The 26,014-nt window shown below is 57.2% G+C and carries 24 protein-coding genes; 8 read left to right on the forward strand and 16 right to left on the reverse strand.

The window, feature by feature from the left end:
* Positions 1-68 precede the first annotated feature (68 nt).
* Positions 69-500, reverse strand: coding sequence for a DUF3010 family protein (locus tag ACJO5Y_RS10850; RefSeq protein ID WP_406987139.1), 432 nt, complete (start codon positions 498-500; stop codon positions 69-71).
* A 13-nt stretch (positions 501-513) separates the two neighbouring features.
* Positions 514-768, reverse strand: coding sequence for a hypothetical protein (locus ACJO5Y_RS10855; RefSeq protein WP_406987140.1), 255 nt, complete (start codon positions 766-768; stop codon positions 514-516).
* A 319-nt stretch (positions 769-1,087) separates the two neighbouring features.
* On the opposite strand from ACJO5Y_RS10855, the gene ACJO5Y_RS10860 reads away from it, so the two are divergent.
* Positions 1,088-1,828, forward strand: a complete 741-nt coding sequence (locus tag ACJO5Y_RS10860; protein ID WP_406987141.1) for an MHYT domain-containing protein — start codon at positions 1,088-1,090, stop codon at positions 1,826-1,828.
* Positions 1,829-1,872: 44 nt separating this feature from the next.
* Here ACJO5Y_RS10860 and uraD read toward each other — a convergent pair whose 3' ends face one another.
* On the reverse strand, positions 1,873-2,388 hold the full coding sequence (uraD, locus tag ACJO5Y_RS10865) for a 2-oxo-4-hydroxy-4-carboxy-5-ureidoimidazoline decarboxylase (protein ID WP_406987142.1): 516 nt from the start codon (positions 2,386-2,388) through the stop codon (positions 1,873-1,875).
* Positions 2,389-2,889: 501 nt separating this feature from the next.
* On the opposite strand from uraD, the gene ACJO5Y_RS10870 reads away from it, so the two are divergent.
* Positions 2,890-3,645, forward strand: coding sequence for a GntR family transcriptional regulator (locus ACJO5Y_RS10870; protein WP_406987143.1), 756 nt, complete (start codon positions 2,890-2,892; stop codon positions 3,643-3,645).
* Between the two features lie 22 nt (positions 3,646-3,667).
* On the opposite strand, the gene ACJO5Y_RS10875 is transcribed toward ACJO5Y_RS10870, so the two are convergent.
* The 13 genes from ACJO5Y_RS10875 to ACJO5Y_RS10935 form a co-directional block, all read right to left on the reverse strand.
* Positions 3,668-4,981, reverse strand: a complete 1,314-nt coding sequence (locus tag ACJO5Y_RS10875; protein ID WP_406987144.1) for a glycerate kinase type-2 family protein — start codon at positions 4,979-4,981, stop codon at positions 3,668-3,670.
* Between the two features lie 127 nt (positions 4,982-5,108).
* On the reverse strand, positions 5,109-5,996 hold the full coding sequence (locus tag ACJO5Y_RS10880) for a 2-hydroxy-3-oxopropionate reductase (RefSeq protein ID WP_406987145.1): 888 nt from the start codon (positions 5,994-5,996) through the stop codon (positions 5,109-5,111).
* 36 nt (positions 5,997-6,032) lie between these two features.
* Positions 6,033-6,809 carry a hydroxypyruvate isomerase gene (gene hyi, locus ACJO5Y_RS10885; protein WP_406987146.1) on the reverse strand — a complete coding sequence of 259 codons (777 nt, stop codon included), beginning with the start codon at positions 6,807-6,809 and terminating at the stop codon, positions 6,033-6,035.
* A gap of 85 nt (positions 6,810-6,894) precedes the next feature.
* Positions 6,895-8,670, reverse strand: coding sequence for a glyoxylate carboligase (gcl, locus tag ACJO5Y_RS10890; RefSeq protein WP_406987148.1), 1,776 nt, complete (start codon positions 8,668-8,670; stop codon positions 6,895-6,897).
* Positions 8,671-8,733: 63 nt separating this feature from the next.
* The gene (locus tag ACJO5Y_RS10895; protein ID WP_406987149.1) at positions 8,734-9,231 is read right to left on the reverse strand and encodes an ureidoglycolate lyase; all 498 of its coding nucleotides are present in this window, start codon (positions 9,229-9,231) and stop codon (positions 8,734-8,736) included.
* A 21-nt stretch (positions 9,232-9,252) separates the two neighbouring features.
* Positions 9,253-10,089, reverse strand: a complete 837-nt coding sequence (locus ACJO5Y_RS10900) for a bifunctional allantoicase/(S)-ureidoglycine aminohydrolase (protein WP_406987317.1) — start codon at positions 10,087-10,089, stop codon at positions 9,253-9,255.
* A gap of 14 nt (positions 10,090-10,103) precedes the next feature.
* Positions 10,104-11,051, reverse strand: coding sequence for an allantoinase PuuE (puuE, locus tag ACJO5Y_RS10905; RefSeq protein ID WP_406987151.1), 948 nt, complete (start codon positions 11,049-11,051; stop codon positions 10,104-10,106).
* A gap of 112 nt (positions 11,052-11,163) precedes the next feature.
* Positions 11,164-12,426: a urate hydroxylase PuuD gene (locus ACJO5Y_RS10910; RefSeq protein ID WP_406987152.1), complete on the reverse strand. Its 1,263-nt coding sequence runs from the start codon at positions 12,424-12,426 to the stop codon at positions 11,164-11,166.
* A 48-nt stretch (positions 12,427-12,474) separates the two neighbouring features.
* On the reverse strand, positions 12,475-12,828 hold the full coding sequence (uraH, locus tag ACJO5Y_RS10915) for a hydroxyisourate hydrolase (protein WP_406987153.1): 354 nt from the start codon (positions 12,826-12,828) through the stop codon (positions 12,475-12,477).
* A 20-nt stretch (positions 12,829-12,848) separates the two neighbouring features.
* The gene (locus tag ACJO5Y_RS10920; RefSeq protein ID WP_406987155.1) at positions 12,849-13,607 is read right to left on the reverse strand and encodes an outer membrane protein OmpK; all 759 of its coding nucleotides are present in this window, start codon (positions 13,605-13,607) and stop codon (positions 12,849-12,851) included.
* A gap of 114 nt (positions 13,608-13,721) precedes the next feature.
* Entirely contained in the window at positions 13,722-14,954 is a 1,233-nt protein-coding gene (locus tag ACJO5Y_RS10925; RefSeq protein ID WP_406987319.1) for an NCS2 family permease, read from the reverse strand.
* Between the two features lie 393 nt (positions 14,955-15,347).
* On the reverse strand, positions 15,348-16,649 hold the full coding sequence (guaD, locus tag ACJO5Y_RS10930; protein ID WP_406987157.1) for a guanine deaminase: 1,302 nt from the start codon (positions 16,647-16,649) through the stop codon (positions 15,348-15,350).
* A 224-nt stretch (positions 16,650-16,873) separates the two neighbouring features.
* A complete protein-coding gene (locus ACJO5Y_RS10935) occupies positions 16,874-17,596 on the reverse strand; it encodes a TetR/AcrR family transcriptional regulator (protein WP_406987159.1) in 723 nt (240 codons plus the stop codon).
* A gap of 278 nt (positions 17,597-17,874) precedes the next feature.
* Between ACJO5Y_RS10935 and xdhA the strand changes: the two genes are divergently transcribed.
* The 6 genes from xdhA to ACJO5Y_RS10965 all read left to right on the forward strand — a co-directional run bounded on the left by xdhA (position 17,875) and on the right by ACJO5Y_RS10965 (position 25,971).
* The gene (gene xdhA, locus ACJO5Y_RS10940) at positions 17,875-19,434 is read left to right on the forward strand and encodes a xanthine dehydrogenase small subunit (RefSeq protein ID WP_406987161.1); all 1,560 of its coding nucleotides are present in this window, start codon (positions 17,875-17,877) and stop codon (positions 19,432-19,434) included.
* Positions 19,427-21,820, forward strand: a complete 2,394-nt coding sequence (gene xdhB, locus ACJO5Y_RS10945; RefSeq protein WP_406987163.1) for a xanthine dehydrogenase molybdopterin binding subunit — start codon at positions 19,427-19,429, stop codon at positions 21,818-21,820. The genes xdhA and xdhB overlap by 8 nt, the downstream gene beginning before the upstream one ends.
* Positions 21,805-22,683, forward strand: coding sequence for a xanthine dehydrogenase accessory protein XdhC (gene xdhC, locus ACJO5Y_RS10950; protein ID WP_406987164.1), 879 nt, complete (start codon positions 21,805-21,807; stop codon positions 22,681-22,683). Before xdhB ends, xdhC begins: the two co-directional genes overlap by 16 nt.
* Positions 22,684-22,802: 119 nt before the next feature.
* Positions 22,803-24,158, forward strand: coding sequence for an 8-oxoguanine deaminase (locus tag ACJO5Y_RS10955; RefSeq protein ID WP_406987166.1), 1,356 nt, complete (start codon positions 22,803-22,805; stop codon positions 24,156-24,158).
* 56 nt (positions 24,159-24,214) lie between these two features.
* Positions 24,215-25,573 (forward strand): uracil-xanthine permease family protein, encoded by a 1,359-nt coding sequence (locus ACJO5Y_RS10960; RefSeq protein WP_406987168.1) that lies wholly within the window; start codon positions 24,215-24,217, stop codon positions 25,571-25,573.
* Entirely contained in the window at positions 25,570-25,971 is a 402-nt protein-coding gene (locus tag ACJO5Y_RS10965; protein ID WP_406987169.1) for a heme-binding protein, read from the forward strand. Before ACJO5Y_RS10960 ends, ACJO5Y_RS10965 begins: the two co-directional genes overlap by 4 nt.
* The last annotated feature ends 43 nt before the right edge of the window (positions 25,972-26,014 follow it).

The following is a 26,014-nucleotide window of genomic DNA, read 5'->3' on the forward strand; positions in this document are numbered from 1 at the left end:
GAAAGTCGAATGCCATAGCAGCCTTCGACATCTACGTATAACGAGGCCGCTCCGCCGACTCCAACGCGCTATGTCGCCATGTGCCCCACATAGGCGGCGATAAAGGCGGTTTCCTGAAAGACCTTCAAGCCGGTCTCGGCAAAAGGAATCGGCAGCGGGTTTGCTGCCAATGTGGACTTGATCAGCGCTGGCGGGAGCAACCTTACCTCCAGCTCGCTACCGTCAATCAGTTGAATGGCCGCTTCCAGCTTGAAGCTGATGGCGCCACCGGCAAACTTGCCTTTCGGCATCCGCTCCTTGATCACGACGCGGGTCACCCCGTGCTCTGCCATCAAGTCAGCAAACGCCGCCTGGAACTGTTTCAGGTCTTCCCTGGTGTGGTTTTTGTTCAGCGACAGCTTTCGCACCTTGCACTCCGGCAAGCTGAACTGCCCCCGATCCAGGTTCAGCAAACACACCACCGCATCGCTGCCGGTGAGTTCGACTCCGCAAATAATCATGGTTTCATCTCAATTAACGGGAATTGACGGGGTTGGAATAACCATCGCCTTTTACGCCCAGGCGGTCGAGGTGGATATGCAGCTCGGCTTCGCTCATGTCAACGTATTCAAGCACCCGGCCATAGAGCATGGCGGTGGGTACGTTTCGTCCGTTCAGCTCACGCTGGGTCTCATTCAGTACATAGAGTACCACTCGTTCCGTACGGGTCAGGCCGTCACGAACGTCGGGGATAGTCTCAAGAATGGTCTGCCATTGCTCCGGTGTCATGACTGGCACCCTGGCGAAAAGTCGTTCATCGGTTCGATACGCCTGTTCCGATATTCTTCGAACATACTACAAAAGAGACACCAGGAAAAATCGGTACAAGGCCATCGTTGCGGTTTCCGGATTTATCAGGCAAACCGCGAATTGAGTAAGGGGGTGACCAGTTTAAGGATGTGTTCTTTTTTATTTTGTTTTGTAACGCCACCCAGAAAAGATTCTCCCTGCCAGCTAGGCTAACCACTGCTAGCTGGATGAGCGGCCTTAAGGGCGCCCAGCATCCCAACTGACTTTCAACTGCCATTTGAGCAAGGAGGCACCCGTTATGCACGGAACTTATAATTACGGCCTGGTATTCGTTTCCTACATTGTCTCGGTTCTCGGGGCTCTTACGGCGCTGCAGCTGGCAGGGGCTGTCGCATCGGCACGCACCCAGGCGCAATCTTTCATCCGCATCCTGTCCGCCGCTATCGCTATGGGGGGCGGAGCCATCTGGTCAATGCATTTTATCGCCATGGTGGCCCACCAGACTCCCGTGTTCGTGACCTACGACACCGGCATCACGTTGTTTTCCGCAGTTGTCGCCATTGGAGCCAGCGCCGCCGGCCTGGCTATTGCTGGCCTGGGGCACTTCAACATGGCTCGCCTGGTTGGCGGCGGTCTCGTCATGGGCATTGGCGTTGCCAGCATGCACTACGTCGGCATGGAAGCAATGCTGATGTCCGCGACGATCCAGTACAACATGCCGATTGTCGCCCTATCAGTTGTCATTGCCGTTGTCGCGGCAACAGCCGCCCTCTGGCTGGCCTTCAATCTTAAAGGCCTATTGCAGATGCTGGCCAGCGCTCCGATCATGGGAGTGGCTGTGTGCGGCATGCACTACACCGGGATGGCCGCTACAAACTACATCCCCGCCGAGGTTATACCGGAAGCCGGGCTGCTGGGCGCAATGAGCGGCCACTACCTGGGGATCAGCATCTTCCTGGTTGTCGGCATACTGCTTGGAGTGGCCTTGCCGTTCTGCTACCTCTGGAACCGTGAGCAGCAGATGCAGGGTAACCACTAGCACAGGCTGCAGAACGGCAGCGCCTTGTAGACAGGAGCACGGTGCTACATTGCCTGCAGGCGGAACAAGGCAATCTTATTGATTTCGCTCAGTGCGCGCTGGAATTCCTGCTCGGGAGAGTTGTCCATGCGTTCTTCGAACGAGGCCAGTATCTGGTGTCTGTTACTACCTTTTACTGCCATGATAAAAATGAAGCCAAACTTGTTTTTATAGGCCTCATTAAGCCTGACGAACCGCGTAAACTCTTCCGGCGTGCACTCCTGAATACCTGCACCCGCCTGCTCGGAAGTACTCGAGGCCGTAAGCTCTCCACGCATAGCGGCTTTGCCTGCCAGATCCGGGTGAGCATTGATTAAGGCCAACTGGGCGTCCCGATCCGCGTTGAGAAGGATGTTTGACATCCGCTCGTGCATGACTTCGATTTCGTCAACTTTTTCATCCATGCCCATGTCATAGGCCCGCTCTGCTATCCACGGCGAATGCTCATAGATGTCAGCAAAAGCTGCAACGAAGGCCTCTCGCCCGAGGCTGGATGGAGTCAGGGTTCGAAAACGGCTCATTCTTTGCTCCTGATATCTGAATGAATAACGCCCGGCCGCCCTGCATCGAAAGCTGGCACCCGCACATCGTATACAATATTTATAGACTATATGATGTTTTAACCGCCGGCAATTCTTTTGTGGGTCCGGAGAAATCCTGGCCTCAACACAGGCTATGCCACTTAACCCAAGTCTAGCCCTCACCTAAGGTCACGAAAACCAAGCCGACAAACTGAATACAAAACAAACACCAACTGTATCCATAAAGCAGTGACATGTGCTATGCTTTCATCAGGTCTTCGCGGCCAGGAGGGCAGGTTTCTCACTACCAGTCATGCCAGGCCCTCTGTTTCACACGCCTGACTTACACACTCGATTTGCCTCAGTGTGTTTTTACCCGCCTTCAGGCGGGTTTTTTTTAGGTGATTACCTGGCTCGATCAGGCTCGGCTAAATGGCGTCGTTTCTCGTATACTATTCAGAATCAGATTCTGTACTTCCACTACCTCATTCGCGAGACATTATGAACAAACAAGCGCAACCCACCAAAAGCCCGAACCGAACCGGAAAAAAACGGACCGGGACAACAAGCGAGACGATATACGCCCACATGTTCGACGCTATTCTTGAGCATCGCCTGGCACCCGGCACCAAATTGAGCGAGGAGGCGTTAGGGGAAATTTTTGGCGTCAGCCGCACGATTATCCGGCGAGAGTTGTCGCAGTTGGCACATGAAGGTGTCGTTTCCATTCGCCCTAACCGGGGCGCGATGATAGCCAGCCCGAGCGTGGAAGAGGCCCGTCAGATTCTGTACGCACGGCGCCTGGTCGAACGTGCTATTACAGAGTTAGCGGTCCAGAACGCGACTGAAAAGCAGCTCGATGAGCTGCGGGACATGGTGGTGGAAGAGCAAAATTGCTTTGCTCGCGGGGATCGAGGTGCGGGTATCCGCCTGTCAGGCGAATTCCATCTGAAATTAGCGGAGGCGGCGAACAATACGCCCTTTATCGGTTTCCAGCGCAGCCTGGTTTCTCAGACCTCGCTGATCATCGCCCAATACGAAAAGGGAACCCGTTCCCATTGTTCCTATGATGAGCACAATCAGTTGCTTGATGCCATATCCGCACGTGATACCGACAAAGCCGTGTCATTGATGATGCATCATATGGATCATATCGATGCAAAACTGAACTTTGATGACGATAGTGCAACCCATGACTTGCATGCGGTGTTCTCGCACATAGGCCTTGCCAAGGGAAAGGCCCGTTCCAAGCAATAGGCGCGGATAGCCAGTGCCTTGCTCATACGGACCTTGGGAGCACCAGTATGGCGCGGAAATCATTGACATTGGTACGAGTGGGACCAGTGACGATCAAGCCATCGAGGGCCTCAAAAAAACTGTAGGCGTCATTACCGGCGAGATAAGTCGCAGGGTCCAGCTTCAGGGCTTGAACCCGTGACCAGTCGTTAGGTCCGAAAATAGCGCCGGCGTTATCCTCGGAGCCGTCGATACCATCCGTGTCGATGGCCAGAGCGTAAATATTCGGCGCCCCCTGAAGGACCGTGATCGCTCCCAGGAGGTATTCAACGTTGCGGCCTCCGCGCCCTTCGCCGAGCACGGTGACGCTGGTCTCGCCACCTGACAGTATCAGGAGCGGTTCTTTGACTTCTTTTTGCAGCTTCAAAGCTAATGCCGCATGATCACGCCCCAGCTCTCTCGCCTCGCCTTCAAGATCGTCACCCAACACACGAACGTCTACACCGGCTAACTCTGCAGCGGCCCCAGCTGCGCGAAGCGCATCACACGCCCTGGCCTGAACCACGGCGCGGTCCCGCTCAAATTCAGGCGAGTTCGGCTTGGGCGCGGTATCGTCGCTGACCAGATGACGACGCACAGCATCTGGAATTTCGATCGAATACCGTTCCAGTATTTCCAACGCATCGAGTGGCGTTGTCTCGTCTGGCAGAGTCGGTCCTGAGGCGATCAGCGTAGGATCGTCGCCGGGCACATCGGAGATCAGATAAGTAACCACCTCCGCCGGATGAGCTGCGGCAGCCAATCGCCCGCCCTTGATGCGCGAGAGATGGCGCCGCACCGTGTTGATCTCACGAATTGGCGCCCCGCAACGCAACAGCACTTTGTTGATCGCTTGCTTCTGGTGCAGCGTCAGTCCTGGAGCGGCCAGCGTCATGAGCGCGGAACCACCCCCGGAAATCAAGGCAATGACAAGATCGTTCGCGGTAAGCCCGGTCACTGCATCGAGCATACGCTGGGCCGCCTTCTCGCCCAACTCGTCAGGCATTGGGTGGGATGCTTCCAATACCTCAATGTGCCGACAATCAGCGCCATGGCCGTAACGAGTGACGACGAGGCCGGAGATTTCGGCATCGGGATAGGTATCAGCCCACGTGCGCTCAAAGGCTGCCGCCATGGCAGCGGCAGCTTTGCCGGCCCCAATCACTACAGTGCGTCCAGATGGGCGCGACGGCAGCTGATCAGGCGAAAACAGGGTGTCAGGATGTACGGCGGATACGGCAGTTGCGGCCAGCTGTTTGAGCCAGGCATTCACTTCTGTCGGATCGTCAAAGGACAGCGAATTGGACGGGGCGTTCATTAGCGGCTCCTCGCAACGGATAGAAAATAAAGAAACAGGCCGGCCCGGCAGCGCGCAGCCATGGCAGACGCCGATACGACGTCTGCCATGGCCATCAGGATGCGCCGGCTGCTGCCGGGATGACTGATTAGCTGCCGATTTCGTGGTCAGCCAGTTTTTCCAGAGCCCTGACAATGCCTGCGTGATCCCAATCCGCACCATTGTTGGCTGCGCAAGCCTGGAACAGCTGCTGGGCATTGGCCGTGCCAGGCAGAGACAGGTCAAGGGTGCGTGCGCTTTCCAGGGCCAGGTTGAGATCCTTCTGGTGCAAGCGAATCCGAAAGCCGGGCTCAAAGGTGCGCTTGATCATGCGCTCGCCGTGCACGTCAAGTATCTTCGACTGGGCCAGGCCACCCAGCAGGGCCTCACGGACTTTCGTCACGTCTGCCCCGGCTTTTGAAGCAAAAAGCAGGCCTTCAGCGACCGCCTGGATCGTCAAAGCTACAACAATCTGATTGGCAACTTTGCAGATCTGACCGGCGCCGTGCTCGCCAATATGGGTGATCGTCTTGCCCATTACCTCAAGAACTGGCAGGGCCCGGTTATAGCCTTCGGTGGAGCCGCCGACCATGATGGTCAGCGTCGCGTTAACAGCACCACCCTCGCCGCCAGACACTGGCGCATCGACGTATTCACCGCCGGCCTCGGTGATGCGCTTCGCGAACGCCTGGGTGGGGATCGGCGCTACAGAGCTCATATCAATGACCAGCGTGCCTGGCTTGATACCTTCCACGATCCCCGCTTCGCCAAGCAGCACTTCCTCGACATCGGGGGTGTCCGGAACCATGGTGATGATGATCTCCGCTTGTTCGGCTACCGCCTTGGGGCTATCAACCTCTTTCATGCCCTTGGCGGCCAAACCTTCGTCCAGAGTGCCGTACTTAACGTAGGTCACCAGTTCGTGGCCTGCATCCAACAGGTGTCCGGCCATGGGCCGTCCCATAATCCCGAGACCAATAAATCCAATCTTGCTCATAATCCTCTCCTTACTCACTTTTGTTGTGGTTTGGCTCTATTGTGCGCTGTCCAGCCAGCCGAGCCCCTCGAGCGTCGTCGCTGCGGGCTTGTATTCGCAGCCGATCCACCCCTGGTAGCCCAGGCGGTCAAGATGGGCGAACAGGAACGGGTAATTGATCTCTCCCGTGCCGGGCTCGTGGCGACCCGGATTGTCGGCCAACTGCACATGGCCGATTCTTGCAAGGTGCGTCTCCATGGTCCGGGCCAGGTCGCCCTCCATGATCTGCATGTGATAGATGTCGTATTGCAGCTGTAAATTGTCGCTGCCCACTTCGTCGAACAACGCCAGCGCCTGCTCAGTCCGGTTGAGGAAGAAGCCGGGTATGTCGAGGGTATTGATTGGCTCGGCGAGCAACAGGATGCCTGCCGCTTTCAGCTTTTCGGCGGCATATCGCAGATTGCCGACCAGGGTCTGACGGGCCTGTTCTTCGCTAACCCCTTGCGGCTTGATACCCGAGAGGCAATTCAGCTGCTTGCAACCGAGAACGGTGGCGTAATCAATCGCTTTCTCTACGCCTTCCCGAAACTCTTCAACTCGATCCGGATGACAGGCAATACCTCGCTCGCCGGCGGCCCAGTCCCCTGCCGGAAGATTGTGCAGCACCTGCGTGAGGCCGTGAGCGTCCAGCCGCTTTTTGATGTCTACGGCAGCGTAATCGTAGGGGAAGAGGTACTCTACGCCGCTAAAGCCTGCCGCCGCGGCGGCCTGGAAGCGATCGAGAAAATCCTCCTCGGTGAACAGCATGCTTAAATTAGCTGCAAACTTAGGCATTTTGGGTCTCCTACTCGTCCATTTTAATTCTTCGCCCCCTGACCCTGATGCTTTCCCACAGGCCGGGGGCGGGTGATTGCGATGCTTAGGTCAGACTGGCAATTGAGGTCGGCGCATCGGTTACGTTCTCGACCAGGGCTTCGAACTCGTTAACACCGTCAAGATCGGTGCCCATAGCGATGTTCGTGACCCGCTCAAGAATGATCTCGACCACCACCGGCACGCGGTGTTCGCGCATCAATTCGCGCGCCTGTTCGAACGCGGGGCCAATGTCATCGGGCTTGGTGACCCGCAACGCCTTACAGCCAAGGCCTTCGACAACCGAGACGTGGTCGACGCCATAGCCGTTTATCTCGGGGCAGTTGACGTTCTCGAATGCCAACTGCACGCAGTAGTCCATGTCGAAGCCGCGCTGCGCCTGACGGATCAGCCCCAGATAGGAATTGTTCACCAGAACATGAATGTAGGGCAGGTTGAACTGTGCCCCGGCAGCCAGCTCCTCGACCATGAATTGAAAGTCATAGTCCCCGGAGAGCGCGACGACCTCGGCCTCGGGATCGGCCCGGCATACGCCGAGGGCGGCGGGAATGGTCCAGCCCAGTGGCCCGGCCTGGCCACAGTTGATCCAGTGCCGCGGCTTGTACACGTGCAGGAACTGCGCCCCGGCAATCTGGGACAGGCCTATGGCGGTGACATACCGGACGTTCTTACCGAACACCTTGTTCATCTCTTCATAGACGCGCTGCGGCTTCACTGGCACGTTGTCGAAGTGAGTCTTGCGCAGCAGTGTCCGCTTGCGGCCCTGGCACTCCTCGGCCCAGGCGCTGCGGTCCTTCAGCTTGCCGGCAGCGATCCACTCCCTGGCGACGGTAATGAAGAGTTCCAATGCCGCCTTGGCATCAGAGACAATCCCGTAGTCTGGCCCGAAGATACGGCCAATCTGGGTCGGTTCGATGTCGACATGGACGAACTTCCGGTCCTTGGTATAGGCGTCGACGTTACCCGTGTGGCGGTTCGCCCAGCGGTTACCGATACCCATCACGAAGTCAGAAGCCAGCATCGTTGCGTTGCCATAACGATGGGAGGTCTGGAGACCCACCATGCCAGCCATTAACGGATGGTCGTCGGGAATCGTACCCCACCCCATCAAGGTCGGAACGACGGGGACGCCGGTAAGCTCGGCAAACTCAACCAGAAGGTCGCTGGCATCCGCATTAATGACGCCTCCGCCGGCAACAAGCAGGGGCCTGTCAGCCTCGTTCAGCAGGGTCAGTGCTTTCTCGATCTGCGCTCGCGAAGCGGCCGGCTTGTAGGCTGGCAATGGTTCATAGGTCTCTGGATCGAATTCAATCTCACTCATCTGCACGTCAATAGGCAGGTCAATCAGGACCGGTCCAGGACGGGAGCTGCGCATCAATTGGAATGCATGCTGGAAAGCGCGAGGCACCTGAGCCGGCTCAAGAACGGTAATGGCCCATTTGGTCACCGGTCCCGCAATGGCCTGGATATTCACGGCCTGGAAGTCTTCCTTATGCAGCTTGCTTCGCGGCGCCTGCCCAGTGATGCAAAGAATGGGAATGGAGTCGCCGGTGGCCGAGTACAATCCGGTAATCATATCCGTGCCAGCAGGTCCGGAAGTACCGATACAGACGCCAATGTTGCCGGCTTTTGTGCGGGTGTAGCCCTCAGCCATGTGGGAAGCCCCTTCAACGTGGCGGGCCAGGACGTGGTCAACCCCTCCTACCTTGCGCATGGCGGCATAGAACGGGTTGATAGCCGCTCCAGGGACGCCAAACGCAATATCTATCCCCTCTTTCTTCAAAACGTGAACGGCAGCTTCCGCTGCGGTCATGATAGTCATGATGTTTCCTCCGAAATAATGTTGTTCTTGTAGTTGAGACAGTCCTCGTCCCCAGCCGCTGGATCAGTTCGTTTGGCTGAGGAGTACTCGCACCTCCAACGGATACTCGTCGCAGTTGTTCCCCGAACCGCCGCGATCGACAACCAAAAACTCTCCCTCCCGATCCAACACCGACTGAACTGCGTGCCAGGTGCCGGCTCGGTAATTCACCCCCTGGAAACCGTCTGTAACAAAGGCGCGAACCTCATCAGGGCTTATCGTTTCGCCTGGCGGCGCCACAACAATCAGAAAGCGTTCCCCGTGTAAGGGCATAAATGCCTGACTGCCTTGCGGGTGGCGTTCAAGGAAAGAGATTTCCAGGGGTAACGTCACCGGTTGGCTGACGAAGATACTCACCAGAACCCTTGCCTCGTCGCCGAAGACCTCGACTTTCGCCAAGTCATGGTGGCGCTGGGTACGCCCTCCATTGATGGGAAAAGAGCTGGCCGTGCGCCTGTCAATCACATCGCCGAAATCGGCAAAGGCTTCGGGGCTCAGCGGTTGTGCCTGGAGTTCCAACATAAAAAGTGTCCTCGTCTCAGCTCAGCGGGAACCGAATCCACCAAGCTTCATGTGCCGATTGACGTCCTTGTAAAGCAAGTAGCGGAAAGGGCCCGGACCGCCGGCGTAGCACGCTTGCGGGCAGAAGGCGCGAAGCCACATATAGTCACCCGCTTCAACTTCGACCCAATCCTGGTTGAGGTGGTATACAGCCTTTCCTTCCAGAACGTAGAGGCCATGTTCCATCACATGAGTCTCGGCAAAGGGAATGACCCCACCGGGTTGGAAGTTGACAATATTGACGTGCATGTCGTGGCGGATGTCCTGGGGATCGACAAAGCGTGTCGTGGTCCAGCGACCCTCGGTTCCCGGCATCTCAGTGGGCGTTACGTCATTTTCATTGGTTACAAAGGCCTCCGGCACCTCGATGCCATCCACCTCTTCATAGGCTTTTCGCACCCAGTGAAAACGCAGCGGAGTATCCTTTTCGTTGTATACCTGCCAGGAGGTCCCCGGCGGGATGAAGGCGTAGCCGCCCTCTTGCATCCGGTGCTGATGGCCGGCAATCGTCAAGGCCATCTCACCCTCAACCACAAACAAAACCCCTTCCGCGCCAGGGTCCAGTTCTGGCCGCGCGCTGCCGCCCCCGGGGGAGACTTCCATGATGTACTGGGAAAAGGTCTCGGCAAATCCGGACAGCGGCCGTGAAAGCACCCATAGCCGGGTTTTATCCCAATGTGGCAATGCGCTGGCGACGATATCCCGCATCACGCCCCTGGGAATGATCGCGTAGGCATCGGTAAAAACGGCGCGGTCAGACAGCAACTGAGTCTGAGGTGGATGCCCGCCAGCGGGAGCGTAATAGGTATGTTTGTTCACAGATCGATTGCTCATTACTGCTCCTTGGATGAAAACGGGGAGTGGTGTTCGGCCCAGTGGCGTGCAATATCCACACGTCTCGTAACCCAGACACGATCATGGGCTTCGATGTGATCGAGGAATCGTTGCAGGCCACGGAAGCGCCCTGGCCTGCCTATTAGCCGGCAGTGGAGGCCGATGGACAGCATCTTCGGCGTATCCTCTCCCTCGGCATAGAGCACGTCGAAGGCGTCTCTCAAATAGCTGTAAAAGTCCTCACCCGTGCTGAAGCCGTGGGCAGAAGCGAAGCGCATGTCGTTAGTATCCAGGGCATAGGGCACAACCAGGTGAGTGCGCATTTCGCCCTGGCTATCGCGCTGGGAGGTCCAGAATGGCAGGTCGTCTCCGTAATAGTCGCTGTCGTAGAGAAAGCTCCCTTCGTCCAGCACCAGGCGCCGAGTGTTCTGGCTGTCGCGACCGGTATACCATCCAGCCGGCTTCTCACCGTACAGAGCCTGGAAAATTTCGATCGCTCGACGCATGTGCGCGCGCTCTACACTTTCCGGCACGTTCTGGTAGTGAATCCAGCGCCAGCCATGGCAGGCGATTTCGTGGCCCAGCTCTTTAAAGGCATGGGCAAGTTCGGGGTGACGCTCAAGCGCCATTGCCACCCCGAATACCGTCAGCGGCATCCCACGGCGCTGAAACTCGTTCAGCACCCGCCATACCCCGACCCGAGAGCCGTATTCATACATGGACTCCATGCTCATATGCCGACTGGAATAGGCTTCGGCCCCGGCGATTTCAGACAGAAACTGCTCCGAATGTGTATCGCCATGCAAAACACAGTTTTCTGCGCCTTCTTCATAATTGAGAACGAACTGCACAGCGATACGGGCCCGGCCTGGCCAATTAGCGTGAGCCGGCGAGGAACCGTATCCAATCAGGTCCCGGGGGTAGTCATCAGGGTTAGCCGGATTCATCAAGCAACTTCCTTCTTGCGCTCTGGTTGGCAGGCTGCTCATGTCAGCATGCCTGCCATTAAATGTTGTATACGATTATTATAGTACATTGTATCCATAACTGGCGCAACACTCACTCAGCCCAGTTTTTGATGACTTCGCGCTCCTCTTTGGTCATGTTCGTCGTGTTGCCCAAGGGCATGTAACCATTGGCCACGACTTCCTTGATCTTGGCTTGATGGCTGAGAATCTGGCTAACCGCATCAAACGCAAATCCTGCCGGCGGCGCTGAAAAACCGGGATGCTCAGGCTGCTTGGAGTGACAGCCCAGGCAGTGCTGTTCGATAGCCGCGCCCACGTCTTCTGCCAACAATGGTTCGCTCACTTCAGGCTCCACCTCAGGCTCCGTACTGGCGCCAGTGTTTGCCTGCGATTCAGCTACCTGTGACTCCTCTTTCTGCGCCCCGACCGTAGGCGCCGCTGCCCAGACGGTCAGCAGGACCAGCACCCCGCCTGTAACCAGGTAACCGGGCTCGGTTCTGCCTGTGTGCTTCAGTACAAAAAACTGGCGGATGACAGCTCCGGCAAAGATGAGCAGCGACATAACCAGCCATGCCTGAGCCGATGTATACGCAAAGGCATAGTGGTTGCTGATCATTAACAGGACGACCGGAAGCGTGAAGTAGGTATTGTGAACGGAACGTTGTTTGCCGCGCTTGCCATCAAGCGGGTTGGGCTCCTCCCCCGCCTTCATGGCATTGACCATTCGGCGCTGGCCCGGAATGATCCAGAAAAAGACATTCGCGGACATGGCTGTCGCCATCACGGCCCCGGTCAAAAGGAAAGCGGCACGACCGGAAAAAAGCTGGGTACTCAGATACGCGACAACCACGACCATTACCCCGACCGCAATACTCAGCATGCCGTCCCGCTCCATGTTGGGACTGATGCGCTTGCACAACTCATTGTATACAACCCAGCCAAAGACCAGGAAAAGCAGTGCAACGACGTTGGCCTGCCATCCGCTTAACTCGGCAGCCCATTTCCAACTACTGTCCGGATTAACCAGATAGAATTCCGGATTGACCATGTAGAGGATGACGAATAGCGCGAAGCCCGACAGCCAGGTGGTGTACGATTTCCAGAAAGACCAGTGCAGGTCCGCCGGCAAGGTACCCGGGCTAGTGGCGTACTTTTGGTTGTGATAAAAGCCGCCCCCGTGCACGGCCCACATCTCGCCAAAGACCCCCTTCCTCTTGCAGTTTTCGTCCTGGGGCGGCTTGAGGCTGTTATCCAGCATCACGAAGTAGATTGACTCACCAATCCACGCAATGGCCGCAATCACATGAAGCCACCTCAGCATTAAATTCCCGAAGTCCAGAATAAAAGCTTCCATAAGCCTGTTCTCTTACTGTGCTGTTGTATTGATTGAATATGAAAATACTCAGCTACCGCGGTAGGTGGAGTAGCTGTAGGGTGAAAGCAAAAGGGGCACATGGTAGTGCTGGGAAGCGTCAGCCACGCCGAAACGCAATGGGATTACATCAAGGAAACGCGGCTCGGCGGCTTCAACGCCCTGGTGCCTGAAATAGTCACCGACGTGAAAGACCAGCTCAAACTGGCCTGCTGCAAAGGACTCTCCCTCAAGAATGGGAGCGTCGCAGCGGCCATCATCATTGGTGGTCACTTCTTTCAGCAAGGTGCGTGATTGGCCCTCCAGTCGGTAGACCTCAATACGAATACCTTGCCCGGGGCGACCAAGTGATGTGTCCAGAACGTGTGTGGTAAGGCGTCCCATAAAGCTCTCCTGTAATAGTGTCAGAAGTGGAATTTGACCAGTGCGCTGATAGCGTTCTCTGTATCTATATTCGGGCTACCGAATTTATTGCGCCAATAGGAGTACTCTATCCCGGCATACAACACACCGGCGTCTCCCGTGAAATGGCCAAGATCCAGTTTGAACTGAGGATTAATGTGTAAGTCAGCACTCTGACCGCCGCTTACGCCAGACGAATAGTCGACGAAGCCATCGAAGAGAAACGCAGCGCTGCCCAATGTGAACGGCGCGCCCCATGTCACGGTTAATTGCCAATCATCTGGCGTATCGAAATCCGTGTTGTTTTCGACGTAGTAAGCGTTCGTGTTGAAGTACTGGAAGCCAGGGATATCCCAGCTCAGCCCTACCCCGTACATGTAATTATTTGCCCCTACCCCACCATCAAACTCATATTGGGTTGCAACGAAAACGTCTGTTACCGGCCCGAAGCCCAGGTCCTGGCCGCTAAGCCAGCTCAAGCTCAAGCGTGGCGCAAACTCCCCATAAGTGTTGTCACCGTTACTTGAATCCCCTTGAACCTGATAGCGATCAATGAAGAAGAACGTATCCCCCCAGTTATGGGCCGTTACGTTTTCGAAGGTAAAGACGGTCGCAGACTCTTTCTGGGAGCCAAAAATTTCATAGTCGTCACTGTAAAGGAGCGAGACACTGGAGCTGCCGAAAAACTTTTCAGCATGGACAGCCGGGGTGAAAGCGACGAAAACACAAGTCATCAGTAAGACTTTTTGCAACAACTTCATTTTGCTACCTCTCATTGTTGTTTTTTAGGTGGTATGGATATCGTATACAACTGAACAAGCATCACTCTGCGGTTGCACCAGGCCGCTGATTCGGGTCATCAGTGCACCTTTCGCTCACAGGAAGGCAAACTTGGCGATAAACACCACGCACAACACATAGAGGCTAACGGAGACTTTTTCCCGCTGTCCGGTGAGTAGCTTCAACGTGGCATAGGTGAGAAAGCCCAGTGCAATACCATTGGCGATCGAGAAGGTCAGAGGCATCATCACCACGGTAATGATTGCCGGGATAGTGTCGGTTATGTCTTTCCAGTCAATGTGAGCCATACCGCTCATCATCAACATGGCGACGTATATCAGCGCGCCCGCAGTGGCATAGGCCGGGATCATTCCTGCCAGGGGTGCAAAGAATGTCGCGAGAAGAAACAGCACGCCGACGGTCACAGCCGTCAGGCCAGTACGGCCGCCAGCGGCCACGCCTGAAGCGCTTTCAACATAGCTGGTCACGGGCGGGCAACCAATAAAGGCTCCAGCGACACTTGATGTGCTGTCCGCTTTAAGCGCTTTGGAAAGGTTCTCTATCTTGCCGTTCTCACCGACCAGATGCGCTCGGTGCGCTACGCCCATCAGCGTTCCCGCTGTGTCGAACATGTTCACGAAGAGAAACGCGAGGACAACGCTGATCATGCCCACGTTGAGCGCGCCAGCAACGTCCATCGCCAGCCATGTTGGCGCGAGGCTCGGCGGGGCGGACATAAGACCGTTGTACTCCACCAGCCCCATGCTCCATCCGATCGCCGTTACGCTCAGCATGCTCAGCAGGATTGCGCCGAAGACGTTGCGATGGCTGAGCACGGCAATCAATAGAAAGCAAATTGCGGCAAGCAGTGCCGGAGGTTCACCAAAAGACCCCATCGTAACCAGAGTTGCGGGACTGTCGACCACGATCCCGGCTGTCTTCAGGCCAATGAGCCCGAGAAACATTCCGACCCCTGCCCCCATGGCAAAACGCAGGCTCATCGGAATACTGTTGAGCAACCATTCACGAATACGCGACAGACTCATAATCATAAAGAGAATGCCGGAAAGGAATACGGCGCCCAGGGCAACCTCCCAGCTATGGCCCATCTCGCCGACCACGGTATAGGTGAAGAACGCGTTGAGCCCCATGCCGGGAGCCAGGCCCACCGGCCAGTTGGCATAAAACCCCATGAGCAGACAGCCAAGAGCCGCCCCGAGACAGGTGGCAACAAACGCAGCACCATGATCAAGGCCGGCCGCTGCCATAACGTTAGGGTTGACGAAAATGACGTAGGCCATGGTCACGAACGTGGTCAGGCCTGCCATCAGCTCGATCTTGACTGAGCTGCCATGCTGGCTGAGCTTGAAGATGCGTTCGAGCCAGTCCGTTCTCGCTGACGCTCTGAGCGAGCGTTTCTGCTGATCGATGTTTTCCACAAGGTATTCCTCATCATTGTTGTTTTCTATCACCCAGAGCAGAACTCTTGAGGCAGGTGATGGCTGATCTATCCCCATCTGGTTTTCCTGTCCCGCAGGTCAGGAAATGACATCTTCGATTATGCGTTTGTATACAATAATTGCAACAACATTCTTATAACGATTGTACACAAGAGAAAAGAATAAGCGACAGATGTACGGCAGGCATGCAAACTCAACGGGAACAGTTCCGCATTCAGTCGTTGATCCGACTTGGTGCCGGACTTCTATTGCACCGGGCCCCTATCGCCGATGAACAGATACACCGGCGCTAAAGGTCTCCTTCACCACACGGTCATCTCCAAGGATCATAAGGGCGAAGAGCTTTTCCTCCAGGCTCCTGGCGCGGCTCAGGCGGCGGCTGATCAGGGGCGTGGCATCGTAATCCAGCACGACAAAGTCCGCCTCTTTCCCGGGGCGCAAGTTGCCAATCCTGTCGTCGAGGTAGAGGGACCGGGCTCCGCCCAGGGTAGCGAGGTACAGGGCTTTAAAGGGATCCAGTTTCTGCCCCTGCAGTTGCAGCACCTTGTACGCTTCGTTAAGGCTTTGAAGCTGGGAAAAACTGGTACCCGCTCCCACGTCGGTGCCCAGGCCAACGCGCACGCCATGTTCCTCCAGGCGTGCCAGGTCGAGTAAGCCGCTACCAAGAAAAAGATTGGACGTCGGGCAAAAAGCGACCGCCGAACCAGTGTCACCCAGACGCTTACACTCTTCATCGTGCAGGTGGACACCGTGGGCAAACATCGATCGCTCGCCGATCAGGCCATGGTGGTCGTATACATCAAGATAGCCATCCCGCTCTGGAAACAGCTCCTTAACCCACTCAATCTCCTTCCGGTTTTCAGAAATGTGGGTATGCATATACAAGCCCGGGAATTCTTTAAAAAGCTTGCCAGCGAGCTCAAGCTGCTCATTGGTGCTCGTCGGGGCGAAGCGGGGCGTCACCGCATAGGATAAACGTCCTTTTCCGTGCCAACGCTCGATCAGATCCTTGCTATCCGCATAGCCTGATTCCGCCGTATCGACCAGATAGTCCGGGGCGCAGCGGTCCATTAACACCTTGCCCGCAATCATCCGCAGGTTCAGTTTGGAGGCCTGTTCGAAAAAGGCATCCACCGATTGCTTGTGGACGGTTCCGAAAACCAGGGCAGTCGTGGTTCCGTTCCGCAGCAGTTCGCTGAGGAACAGGTCGGCCTGGGCACGGGCATGCTGGGGATCATCGAACTGCCCTTCGCAAGGGAAGGTGTAAGTCTCCAGCCAGTCCAGCAACTGGGCGCCGTAGGAACCTATTATTTCCACCTGCGGATAATGTATATGAGTGTCGATAAAGCCCGGGGTTATCAGAGCATCGGCATAGTGAACGACGTCGACGTCAGGAGACAGTGAAGGTAACAGGCTTTCCGCCCTGCCAATGTCGACAACAATACCGTCCTCGACCACTAGCAGGCCGTCTTCGAAATACTCGTAGGACTCTTCCGCGCCCACCAGGCGCGGGTCGGCAATGCTGTGGAGGACAGAGGCACGGTAGGCTTTGCGATGGGACATGGTCACTCTCGTCAGTTTTGTTGTTGCATTGTTTATTGCTGTCGCATTGTTTTTGTTGTCGGCGACTGGATTGAGTGTACTGAAGAGAATTTAAACAGGATGGGCGTTTCGGTCAACAAAAACTGACCAATAAGTCAGGAATTTTCAGTGCGTCAAGATTGGGAAGGCATGCAACAGCAGCAGGCCGAGCCTGATAGAAATACGTTCGGGACCGAGCGAGTGCGCTATTCAGAACCTGTCGGTTCGGCAGGTTGTCCTTGTGGGACCTCCAGGCCGCAACCGCGCAGAATGACCGACGTCAAAAAATCCGCCGCATGCTTATAGTCACTCTCTGTGTATTCGCACTTGTCCTCAATAGCGAGGATTTGGACTTCAAAGTCGGCGTAGTGTTGTGTTGACGACCAGACCAAGAGGATGAGTTGTACCGGATCCACCGGCGCCATTCGACCAGCGTCTATCCACTGTTGAATGACGTCTGCTCGCGCCCTCACCCATTCCCGCATGGTCGTGGACAGGTGATCTTTAAGGACCGGCGCCCCCTGAATGATTTCCAGAGCGAACAAGCGCGACGCCAGTGGATGAGTCCTGGATAGCTCGACTTTGGCGTGAATGAAGCTGGCCAGGGTCGTGGCAGGATCGTCTTCTGGTTTTATCTTCGAGAACATCTCATTCCAACGCCCCATGATGTCATCCATCAACGCATAGTAGATGCGCTTTTTATTGCTGAAATAGTAAAGCACGTTGGATTTCGGCAGACCTGCCCTGTCGGCAATGTTCTGAACAGTCGTGGCGCCGAAACCGTTCAGGGCAAACTCGTTTTCAGCTGCAGCCAAAATACGCTCACGGTTGCGCTCGCGGATACGGCCAGGGCGCACTTTCTTGCTTCTGCCACCTGAGGAAGGCGCACGCTTTGTTTGGGGAGCTTCTAATTCAGTTTGATTGGTCATGGTGTCGCGTAGGTTCGGATTAGGGCATCGAGGTCCCGACGATAGCTGATCTCTGCATGGCAATCAAAGAAAGAGCAGCCAAACAAAAAACTGGACTATTTGGTCAGGAAAATGTAAAAAGAATAACGGTCCCAAGTGACGCTTGGCATCCGTTAGGCGGAACTGCCTGCGCAATTATTAAAACAAATCAAGGGCTTGTGTCGATCTCTCGTAGGCTTGCTCTCAGCAAGAGAAAAGCAGAGCGAGACCGGCGCAAGTGCAGAAGAGCGGGAAAATTTGTGATCAAATTCTACTTGAACGGCCAACTACAAAAACTTAACCAAGTCGACCCGAATCTAAGCATCCTCGACTGGCTGCGCACCAACATGCGCCTGACAGGCACCAAAGAAGGCTGCGCCTCCGGTGACTGCGGGGCTTGCACCGTTGCGATCGGCTCGCCCGACCCGGTGCAGTCCGGGCAGCTCCGCTACGACAGCGTGAACAGTTGTATCGCGCTCGTCGGAAGCCTCCATGGCAAGCATCTGGTAACCGTCGACGCGCTTACGCAGGAGCCGGCCCATCCGGTACAGAAGGAGATGGTGGAGTGTCACGGCGCCCAGTGCGGCTTCTGCACGCCAGGCATTATCATGTCGCTGTTTGCCTTGCATACAGAAAGTGCGGCAAGCGGCTCCGCGCCCGGCGACGAAGCCTTATTGGAGGCGCTGTCCGGTAATCTTTGCCGCTGCACGGGGTACCGACCAATCATCGAGGCCGGGCGCCGGGCCTGTGTTCAAACATGGGAACCCGGCACGGGCAACGCCGTCCTGAACCGCGGCAGTGCGCTCAGTGGTCCCGTTAACGCGGACTCGGGCGTTCCCGGACCCGGTCCTGGTGGCCCAACCTGGCTGCAGAATCCTGAAATAATCGCCGACCTGTCAAGCCTACAGGGAAGTGCCGGCGAACTCGCTGACGAACAGGGCTATCGATACGACGCGCCGGCATCCCTGGACGCCCTGCGCGGGTTGCGTCAGCAATTTCCCGAGGCAAGGATGATTGCGGGCGGCACCGATCTGGCTCTCGAAATCACCCAACAGCTGAAAGACCTCAAGCACCTGATCGGTCTGGGTGGCATAGAAGAACTCCAGGAAATCCATGAGGACGAGGACGGGATTTATCTGGGAGCCGGAGCCACCTACCGCGCCATGTTCCATAAACTCGAAGGGCGCTGGCCCCATTTCGGGCCGATGCTGGAGCGCCTGGGATCACGGCAGATCCGCAACCGCGGGACTGTCGGGGGCAATATCGGGAACGCTTCACCTATCGGCGATATGCCTCCCGCACTGATTGCACTGGGGGCGGAGCTGGATCTGGACAGCGTCGATGGCACCCGGCGACTTCTCCTGGAGGACTTCTTTCACGGTTATAAGCAGACCGATCTCCAACCTCACGAATTCATTCGCGGCGTCTGGATTCCGAACCCGGCGCCCGACGAGAAGTTATTCATCTACAAAGTCTCCAAACGCATCGACGACGACATTTCCGCGGTACTTGGAGCGTTTTGGCTCAAGCGTGACGGGGAGCTGATCAAAGACTGTCGGCTGGCCTTCGGCGGAATGGCGGCGACACCCAAACGGGCTAACGGCGCTGAAGCGACGCTTCGCGGACAGCCCTGGAACGACGCCACGGTTGCGGCCGCGATTGCGGCGCTGGAACTCGAATTCGAGCCCATGACCGACGTGCGGGGGTCCGCTGCCTACCGCCTGCAGGTGGCAGGCAATCTACTGCGCCGCGCGTTTCTGGAAAGCACTCAAGACAATACCCATACACACCAGCCGCTCATGGTGACTGATTATGCGTAAACTACCCCATACTTCGAAGCCCACCACAACGGCGGAAGGGCTGACCGGCACCCAGGCTTTTCACGACAGCGCCTGGAAACATGTTCGAGGCCAGGCACGCTATATAGACGACCTCCCGGAGCCCGCGGGGCTTCTGCATGCGGCCGTTGGTCAAAGTGCGCAAGCCCATGCCCGTATCACGGCAATGGATCTCAGCGAGGTTTGGGCCTACCCCGGCGTTGTCTCAGTCATGACCGTCAAGGACGTGCCCGGCCATACCGATATCGGGCCAGTCTTTCCCGGCGATCCTGTCCTGGCTGGCGATTTGGTCGAACACGTGGGCCAACCGTTGTTTGCCGTTGCGGCAACGAGTCACCGTGCGGCCCGGCAGGCGGCTCGACTTGCGAAAGTCAGTTATGAGCCCCTTCCCGCAGTGTTGACGGCTGAGGCCGCGCTTGAGGAGCAGTTGTTCGTCCGCCCAGGGCATACCCAGCAGTGTGGTGACCCGGACAAAGCGCTTACCGAAGCGCCGAATCGCTTGCAGGCTCAGATGCACGTCGGCGGGCAGGAACATTTCTACCTCGAAGGACAGGCGTGTTTGGTAGAGCCGACCGAAGACGCGGGCGTGTTTGTCCATACCTCCAGCCAGCACCCTTCCGAGGTGCAAAAGCTGGTGGCCGAGGTCCTTGATCTCCCGATTCATGAAATCCAGGTGGAAGTAAGGCGCATGGGTGGCGGCTTCGGCGGCAAGGAAACCCAGGCCGCGCCTTTAGCCTGTATCGCAGCCCTGCTTGCCCGACGCACGGGGCGGCCAGTCAAATACCGGATGGCGCGCTTCGACGACATGGTACAAACGGGCAAGCGACACGATTTCTTCAATACCTATGACATCGGCTTCGATGACGAGGGCGTGTTGCAGGGTGCGGACATCATGGTCGCCGGCCGCTGCGGCTTCTCACCCGACCTGTCCGATGCCATCGTCGACCGTGCCATGTTTCATGCTGACAACGCCTATAGCCTGGGGCAGGCGCGGGTCGTTGGTCACCGCTGTAAAACCCATACCGTTTCCAATACCGCCTTTCGAGGCTTCGGTGGCCCCCAGGGCATGATGATCATTGAACGGGCGATGGACGACATCGCCCGTCATCTCGGCATGGATCCGCTGGACGTCCGCAAGCGCAACCTGTACGGCCCTGGCCGTGACGTGACCCACTACGGCCAGACCATCGAACAGCACGTTCTACCCGAGCTGATTGACACACTCGAGACCAGCTCGGACTACCGTCAGCGTCGTACTGAAATTTCCAGGTTCAACAAGGAGAATTCGGTACTAAAACGTGGTTTGGCGCTGACGCCGGTGAAATTTGGCATTTCCTTCACGGCAAAGCACCTCAACCAGGCCGGCGCATTGGTGCACGTCTATACCGACGGTAGCATTCATCTCAATCACGGCGGCACCGAAATGGGTCAGGGGCTTTACATCAAGGTGGCTCAAGTCGTGGCCGCGGCATTCCAGGTAGACCTGGACCGGGTGAAAGTGTCCGCTACCCGTACTGACAAAGTACCCAACACGTCACCGACGGCCGCATCCTCAGGCACCGACCTGAACGGTATGGCCGCCCTGGATGCCTGCGAGAAGATAAAACAGCGCCTGGTCGACTATGCCGCCGAAACCTACGGTGTCAGCGCTGATTCCGTATGGTTCGAAAATAACCAGGTCCATGTCGGCGAGCAGCAATTTGGCTGGGCGGAATTCGTGCAGCAGGCTTACATGGCACGGGTATCGCTGTCATCCAACGGATTCTATAGCACGCCCAAGATTCATTATGATCGTGCAACCGGTCAAGGTCGGCCCTTTCTTTATTTCGCCAATGGCGCAGCCTGCGCGGAGGTGGTCGTTGATACCCTCACCGGAGAGTACAAGGTCATGCGGGTGGATATCCTCCACGATGTGGGCCAGTCGCTCAATCCGGCCGTGGACATCGGCCAGATTGAAGGGGGCTTTGTGCAGGGCATGGGCTGGTTGACCACCGAGGAGCTGGTTTATAGCGACGAAGGTCGGCTCTTGTCCAACGGCCCGGCGACCTACAAAATCCCGGCCGTCTCTGACGCCCCACCGGATTTTCGGGTAGCACTGCTGCCCCACAGTCCAAACCGGGAAGCCACCGTCTTCCGCTCAAAGGCCGTGGGCGAACCGCCACTCATGCTGGGCATGGCGGTGTGGTCTGCCCTGCGCGACGCCGTCTCGAGCCTGGGGGACTACCGCTACAGCCCGCCCCTGGATACGCCTGCGACGCCAGAGCGGGTTCTCCAGGCTATCACTGCAACTGAGCGTTGGGCAGCCACACAACCCACGCCAGCTCAAAGACAAGCGGCGCAAGGGGAATCGACATGCAAGAACGCCTGACCTGGATCCAAGCCGTTGCTGACTGCGAGCGTCGTGGCCAGCCCTATGTATTGGTTACGGTGCTGGGGGTAACCGGCTCTGTTCCGCGGGAGCCGGCCAGTAAAATGGTCGTCACCCGGGAACACAGCTACGACACCATCGGCGGCGGTCACCTGGAATACCGGGTGATCGCCCGTGCCCGCGAGCGCCTGGCAAACCACGAATACAGCTACGAGCTGGCGCATTTCCCCCTGGGCGCCAGTCTCGGGCAGTGCTGTGGCGGCAGTGTGGCAGTGCTGCTGGAAGCCCAGACGGGAGGCGATGCCCGCCTTGTGGTCTTTGGCGCGGGTCATGTCAGCCACGCCCTGATGAACATCGTGGGTGAGTTGCCCTGGCAGATAACCTGGGTAGACTCCCGGCAAGAGTGTTTTCCGGCTGAGGTTCCCGAAAACACCACCGTCCATTGTACCGACGATCCGGTTGGGGATGTCCCGGACCTGTGCAGCAACGCCCATGTGTTGATTCTTACCCACAACCACGCGCTGGACTACGACCTCTGCCGGGCGCTGCTAGAACAGGATGATGTGCTTACCATCGGCCTGATCGGTTCGCAGACCAAAGCAGAGCGTTTCCGCCAGCGCCTTGGTCATCGTGGGTATGCTCAAACGGATATCGACCGTATTCGGTGCCCCGTCGGGCGTAGTGACATCCCGGGTAAGCGGCCAATGGAAGTTGCAGTGTCCATTTCCGCCGAACTCCTTAGCCTGGTCGCCTCCGATTCCGCGGCGAAGCCATCGCGACGGGGGCTTTCCTGGGGCGCGCTCAAAGCTCTGACGAAGGAAGCTAACCCCGGCGAGGCTGAGGTAACGGGGCACCAACCGTGACTCATGGGGTAACCTGAGACTGCTGTCACCTCTATCTTGATCACAATTTTTCTTGACAATTAATACAAAACTGTACGACATTGTCATGAAATAATGTATACAAAAATAGAGATGACAGCATGACCGAGATAGTCCACAGATTATGGATTCGCAATCCGCTTGCCTGCAATGACCCAAGCGCTGCCGGGGGCATTGTCGTCGCAGGGGCAAGAATTGTGGAAAAGGTGGCCAGGGGGCAACAACCTCGCCAGCCCGTAGATGAGACCTTTGACGCATCAGAGCATGTCCTGTTACCCGGCTTGGTAAATACCCACCATCACTTCTACCAGACACTGACCCGTGCCTATTCCCCGGCGCTTAATAAAGAGTTATTTCCCTGGCTGACCACGCTTTATGACGTCTGGGCCAATCTCGATGATAGTCAGATGGCCCTGGCCAGCGAATTAGCCATGGTCGAGTTGCTGATGTCGGGATGCACCACCGTAGCCGACCATCACTATGTCTTTTCCGGAGCGCTGGTAAACGCTATCGACTGCCAGGTCGAAACCGCGCAGCGTCTCGGCGTACGTGCGGCCCTGACTCGCGGGTCAATGAGCGTAGGACGCGACGATGGCGGCCTGCCGCCGCAGACAGTGGTGCAGGACGAGCAAACCATTGTCGATGACAGCCAGCGCCTTATCGACCGTTACCACCAGCGTGTTGACGGGGCAATGACCACCATTGCCCTTGCCCCTTGCTCACCGTTTTCAGTAAGCCGGGATTTGATGCGTGAGAGTGCGCAACTCGCAGAGGGAAACGACGTTCGCCTACACACGCACCTTGCCGAGACTGAAGACGAGACCGCTTACTGCCAGGAGCTGTTCGGCATGCGCCCCCTGGATTACCTCGAGGATTGCGGCTGGCTAACCAATCGCACGTGGCTGGCTCATGGCATTCATTTCAACGACGGGGAGATCCAGCGCCTCGGTCGTGCAGGCACTGGTATAGCCCACTGCCCCTCCTCAAACATGGTTCTGGGCTCGGGGCTGTGCCGCACCCTGGAGCTCGAAGCCGCAGGCGCACCGGTTGGATTGGCGGTCGATGGTTCAGCCTCGAACGACCACTCAAACCTTGCTTCGGAAATGCGTCAGGCACTGCTTCTGGGGCGCCTGCGTTACTCCCCGAGTGACGTGACCCACGAGGCCGTAATCCGCTGGGCAACCGAAGGCTCGGCCCGATGCCTGGGACGAACGGACATCGGCGGACTGGAGCCAGGCCAGCAGGCTGACCTGGCACTGTTCAAACTTGATGAGCTGCGCTTCTCAGGCGCAGAGAATCCTTTGGCTGCGTTGCTGCTGTGTGGCGCTGACCGCGCTGACCGGGTCATGGTCGCCGGACGCTGGAGAGTTACCGGCGGCCAGCCCTGCGATATCGATCTTGACGCGCTGATGGCACGCCATGACGAGGCTGCCCGCCAGCTTAGGAGGGCTATGTAGAACCATTGGTAGCCGACCGTCAGGAATTCCTACAAAAACAACATCAGGAGAGACCCATGACCATAAGCACATCCGAAGAGTTAGACACCCGGCCGAGCGAGAATTACAGCGCCAGCACCAGCGCCCGCGACGTCAACTCCATGCCACCATTGAGCCGCGCGATCCCCTTGGGTATCCAGCACGTTTTGGCGATGTTTGTTGGCAACGTGACAGTGCCCATCATAATCGCCAGGGCAGCGGACCTGCCTCCCGATCAGACCGCTTTTATGGTTCAGGCAGCAATGTTTGTTGCAGGCGTCGCCACTTTATTGCAATCGTTGGGCGTCGGGCGAATCGGTGCTCGCCTTCCTATCGTCATGGGGACCAGCTTCGGATTCGTACCGGTCCTCATTCCCATCGCGGTTGGCATGGGGCTGCCTGCCGCCCTGGGGGCGGCGTTGTGCGGAGGCGTTGCGATGGCGCTGGTGGGCTTGTTTCTTCCCTGGTTTCGATTTCTGTTCCCGCCAGTGGTGACCGGAACCTTTGTCGTTATGCTGGGCATTTTGTTGATGCCCGTTGGCCTTGCCTACGCTGGCGGTGGTTTCGGCGCGTCGGATTTCGGCGCTCCCCACCATCTGGGGCTGGCATTTCTTGTTCTCGTCGTAACAGTCGGTCTTCACCAGTTCGGCCGAGGTATCTGGAGTGAAATTGCCCCACTGGCCGGCTTGCTGGCTGGCTTCGCCGTTGCCACGGCTTTTGGCTATGTGGATTTCTCCAAAGTGGGCAATGCAGACTGGGTGACGCTCCCCTCCCCGCTTAGCATTGGGCTCGAGTTCCATATGGCGGCCATCATCCCCGTGGTGCTGCTGTCACTGGTGACCGTTGCCGAATCCATTGGCGACATAGTGGGCACCACTGCGGGTGGACTGAATCGTGAGCCCACCAAAAAGGAGCTCTCCGGGGGCGTAATGGCCGACGGCATCGCCAGCGTGTTTGCCGCCATTTTTAATGCTTTTCCCCAGGTCAGCTTCAGCCAAAACGTCGGCATGGTCGCGCTGACAGGCGTCGTTAGCCGCTATGTCGTCGCGATCGGCGGCGGATTCCTGATGTTGGCCGGCCTCCTGCCCAAACTCGGCGGCCTCGTTTCCAGTATTCCGAACGCCGTACTTGGCGGCGCGGTGCTCATCATGTTCGGCATGATCGCCAGTGCAGGCATCAAAATGCTCAGCGGCGTCCCGTTCGACAAGCGCAACATGCTGATCATCGGCACCTCTCTCACAATCGCGGTGGGTTTGCCGGCGCAAGAAGGGCTCTATGCCAACCTGTCTGAGAACCTGCAAGCCATGATCGAATCCGGTTTGATCCCTGGGGCCATTACCGCCATCGCGCTGAACCTGATCCTTCCGAAATGCCCTGAATCAAGGAGAACACAATGAAGACAAAACCGGTACTGGACCTGACAGACGTAAATCTGATTCTTGATGCGGCTCAAAAAGAAGCCGAAGCCAACAGCTGGCCGGTGACCATAGCGGTGGCCGACGACGGCGGCTATTTGCTGGGCCTGCGCCGGCTGAATGCAACTGCACCATTCACCGCGCTTGTCGCTACGGAAAAAGCCCGTAGCGCCGCCATCGGCCGGAAAGAAACCCAGGTCTTCGAAGACATGATCAACAACGGGCGAAATGCGTTTCTTTCCGCACCGCTTCAGGGTCTTCTCGCCGGCGGCGTGCCGGTGATCCTGGACGGTCAGGTAGCCGGGAGTGTGGGCGTCTCCGGCGTCAAGCCCGACCAGGATGTGCAGATAGCCAAGGCCGGCATTGGCGCGATCACCTGATCCTCGAAGCGCCCTGAAGAACCGGCTTTCATGCTGGGTATCG

It is taken from the genome of Marinobacter alkalisoli (assembly GCF_045449855.1).
In the GTDB taxonomy this organism is placed as follows: Bacteria; Pseudomonadota; Gammaproteobacteria; order Pseudomonadales; family Oleiphilaceae; genus Marinobacter.

What these genes read in the sequence shown, in the direction of transcription:
- ACJO5Y_RS10850 (WP_406987139.1), bottom strand. Translation starts at nt 500, where the DNA reads ATGATTATTTGCGGAGTCGAACTCACCGGCAGCGATGCGGTGGTGTGT.
- ACJO5Y_RS10855 (WP_406987140.1), bottom strand. Translation starts at nt 768, where the DNA reads ATGACACCGGAGCAATGGCAGACCATTCTTGAGACTATCCCCGACGTT.
- ACJO5Y_RS10860 (WP_406987141.1), top strand. Translation starts at nt 1,088, where the DNA reads ATGCACGGAACTTATAATTACGGCCTGGTATTCGTTTCCTACATTGTC.
- uraD (WP_406987142.1), bottom strand. Translation starts at nt 2,388, where the DNA reads ATGAGCCGTTTTCGAACCCTGACTCCATCCAGCCTCGGGCGAGAGGCC.
- ACJO5Y_RS10870 (WP_406987143.1), top strand. Translation starts at nt 2,890, where the DNA reads ATGAACAAACAAGCGCAACCCACCAAAAGCCCGAACCGAACCGGAAAA.
- ACJO5Y_RS10875 (WP_406987144.1), bottom strand. Translation starts at nt 4,981, where the DNA reads ATGAACGCCCCGTCCAATTCGCTGTCCTTTGACGATCCGACAGAAGTG.
- ACJO5Y_RS10880 (WP_406987145.1), bottom strand. Translation starts at nt 5,996, where the DNA reads ATGAGCAAGATTGGATTTATTGGTCTCGGGATTATGGGACGGCCCATG.
- hyi (WP_406987146.1), bottom strand. Translation starts at nt 6,809, where the DNA reads ATGCCTAAGTTTGCAGCTAATTTAAGCATGCTGTTCACCGAGGAGGAT.
- gcl (WP_406987148.1), bottom strand. Translation starts at nt 8,670, where the DNA reads ATGACTATCATGACCGCAGCGGAAGCTGCCGTTCACGTTTTGAAGAAA.
- ACJO5Y_RS10895 (WP_406987149.1), bottom strand. Translation starts at nt 9,231, where the DNA reads ATGTTGGAACTCCAGGCACAACCGCTGAGCCCCGAAGCCTTTGCCGAT.
- puuE (WP_406987151.1), bottom strand. Translation starts at nt 11,051, where the DNA reads ATGAATCCGGCTAACCCTGATGACTACCCCCGGGACCTGATTGGATAC.
- ACJO5Y_RS10910 (WP_406987152.1), bottom strand. Translation starts at nt 12,426, where the DNA reads ATGGAAGCTTTTATTCTGGACTTCGGGAATTTAATGCTGAGGTGGCTT.
- uraH (WP_406987153.1), bottom strand. Translation starts at nt 12,828, where the DNA reads ATGGGACGCCTTACCACACACGTTCTGGACACATCACTTGGTCGCCCC.
- ACJO5Y_RS10920 (WP_406987155.1), bottom strand. Translation starts at nt 13,607, where the DNA reads ATGAAGTTGTTGCAAAAAGTCTTACTGATGACTTGTGTTTTCGTCGCT.
- ACJO5Y_RS10925 (WP_406987319.1), bottom strand. Translation starts at nt 14,954, where the DNA reads ATGGCAGGCCTGACCACGTTCGTGACCATGGCCTACGTCATTTTCGTC.
- guaD (WP_406987157.1), bottom strand. Translation starts at nt 16,649, where the DNA reads ATGTCCCATCGCAAAGCCTACCGTGCCTCTGTCCTCCACAGCATTGCC.
- ACJO5Y_RS10935 (WP_406987159.1), bottom strand. Translation starts at nt 17,596, where the DNA reads ATGACCAATCAAACTGAATTAGAAGCTCCCCAAACAAAGCGTGCGCCT.
- xdhB (WP_406987163.1), top strand. Translation starts at nt 19,427, where the DNA reads ATGCGTAAACTACCCCATACTTCGAAGCCCACCACAACGGCGGAAGGG.
- xdhC (WP_406987164.1), top strand. Translation starts at nt 21,805, where the DNA reads ATGCAAGAACGCCTGACCTGGATCCAAGCCGTTGCTGACTGCGAGCGT.
- ACJO5Y_RS10955 (WP_406987166.1), top strand. Translation starts at nt 22,803, where the DNA reads ATGACCGAGATAGTCCACAGATTATGGATTCGCAATCCGCTTGCCTGC.
- ACJO5Y_RS10960 (WP_406987168.1), top strand. Translation starts at nt 24,215, where the DNA reads ATGACCATAAGCACATCCGAAGAGTTAGACACCCGGCCGAGCGAGAAT.
- ACJO5Y_RS10965 (WP_406987169.1), top strand. Translation starts at nt 25,570, where the DNA reads ATGAAGACAAAACCGGTACTGGACCTGACAGACGTAAATCTGATTCTT.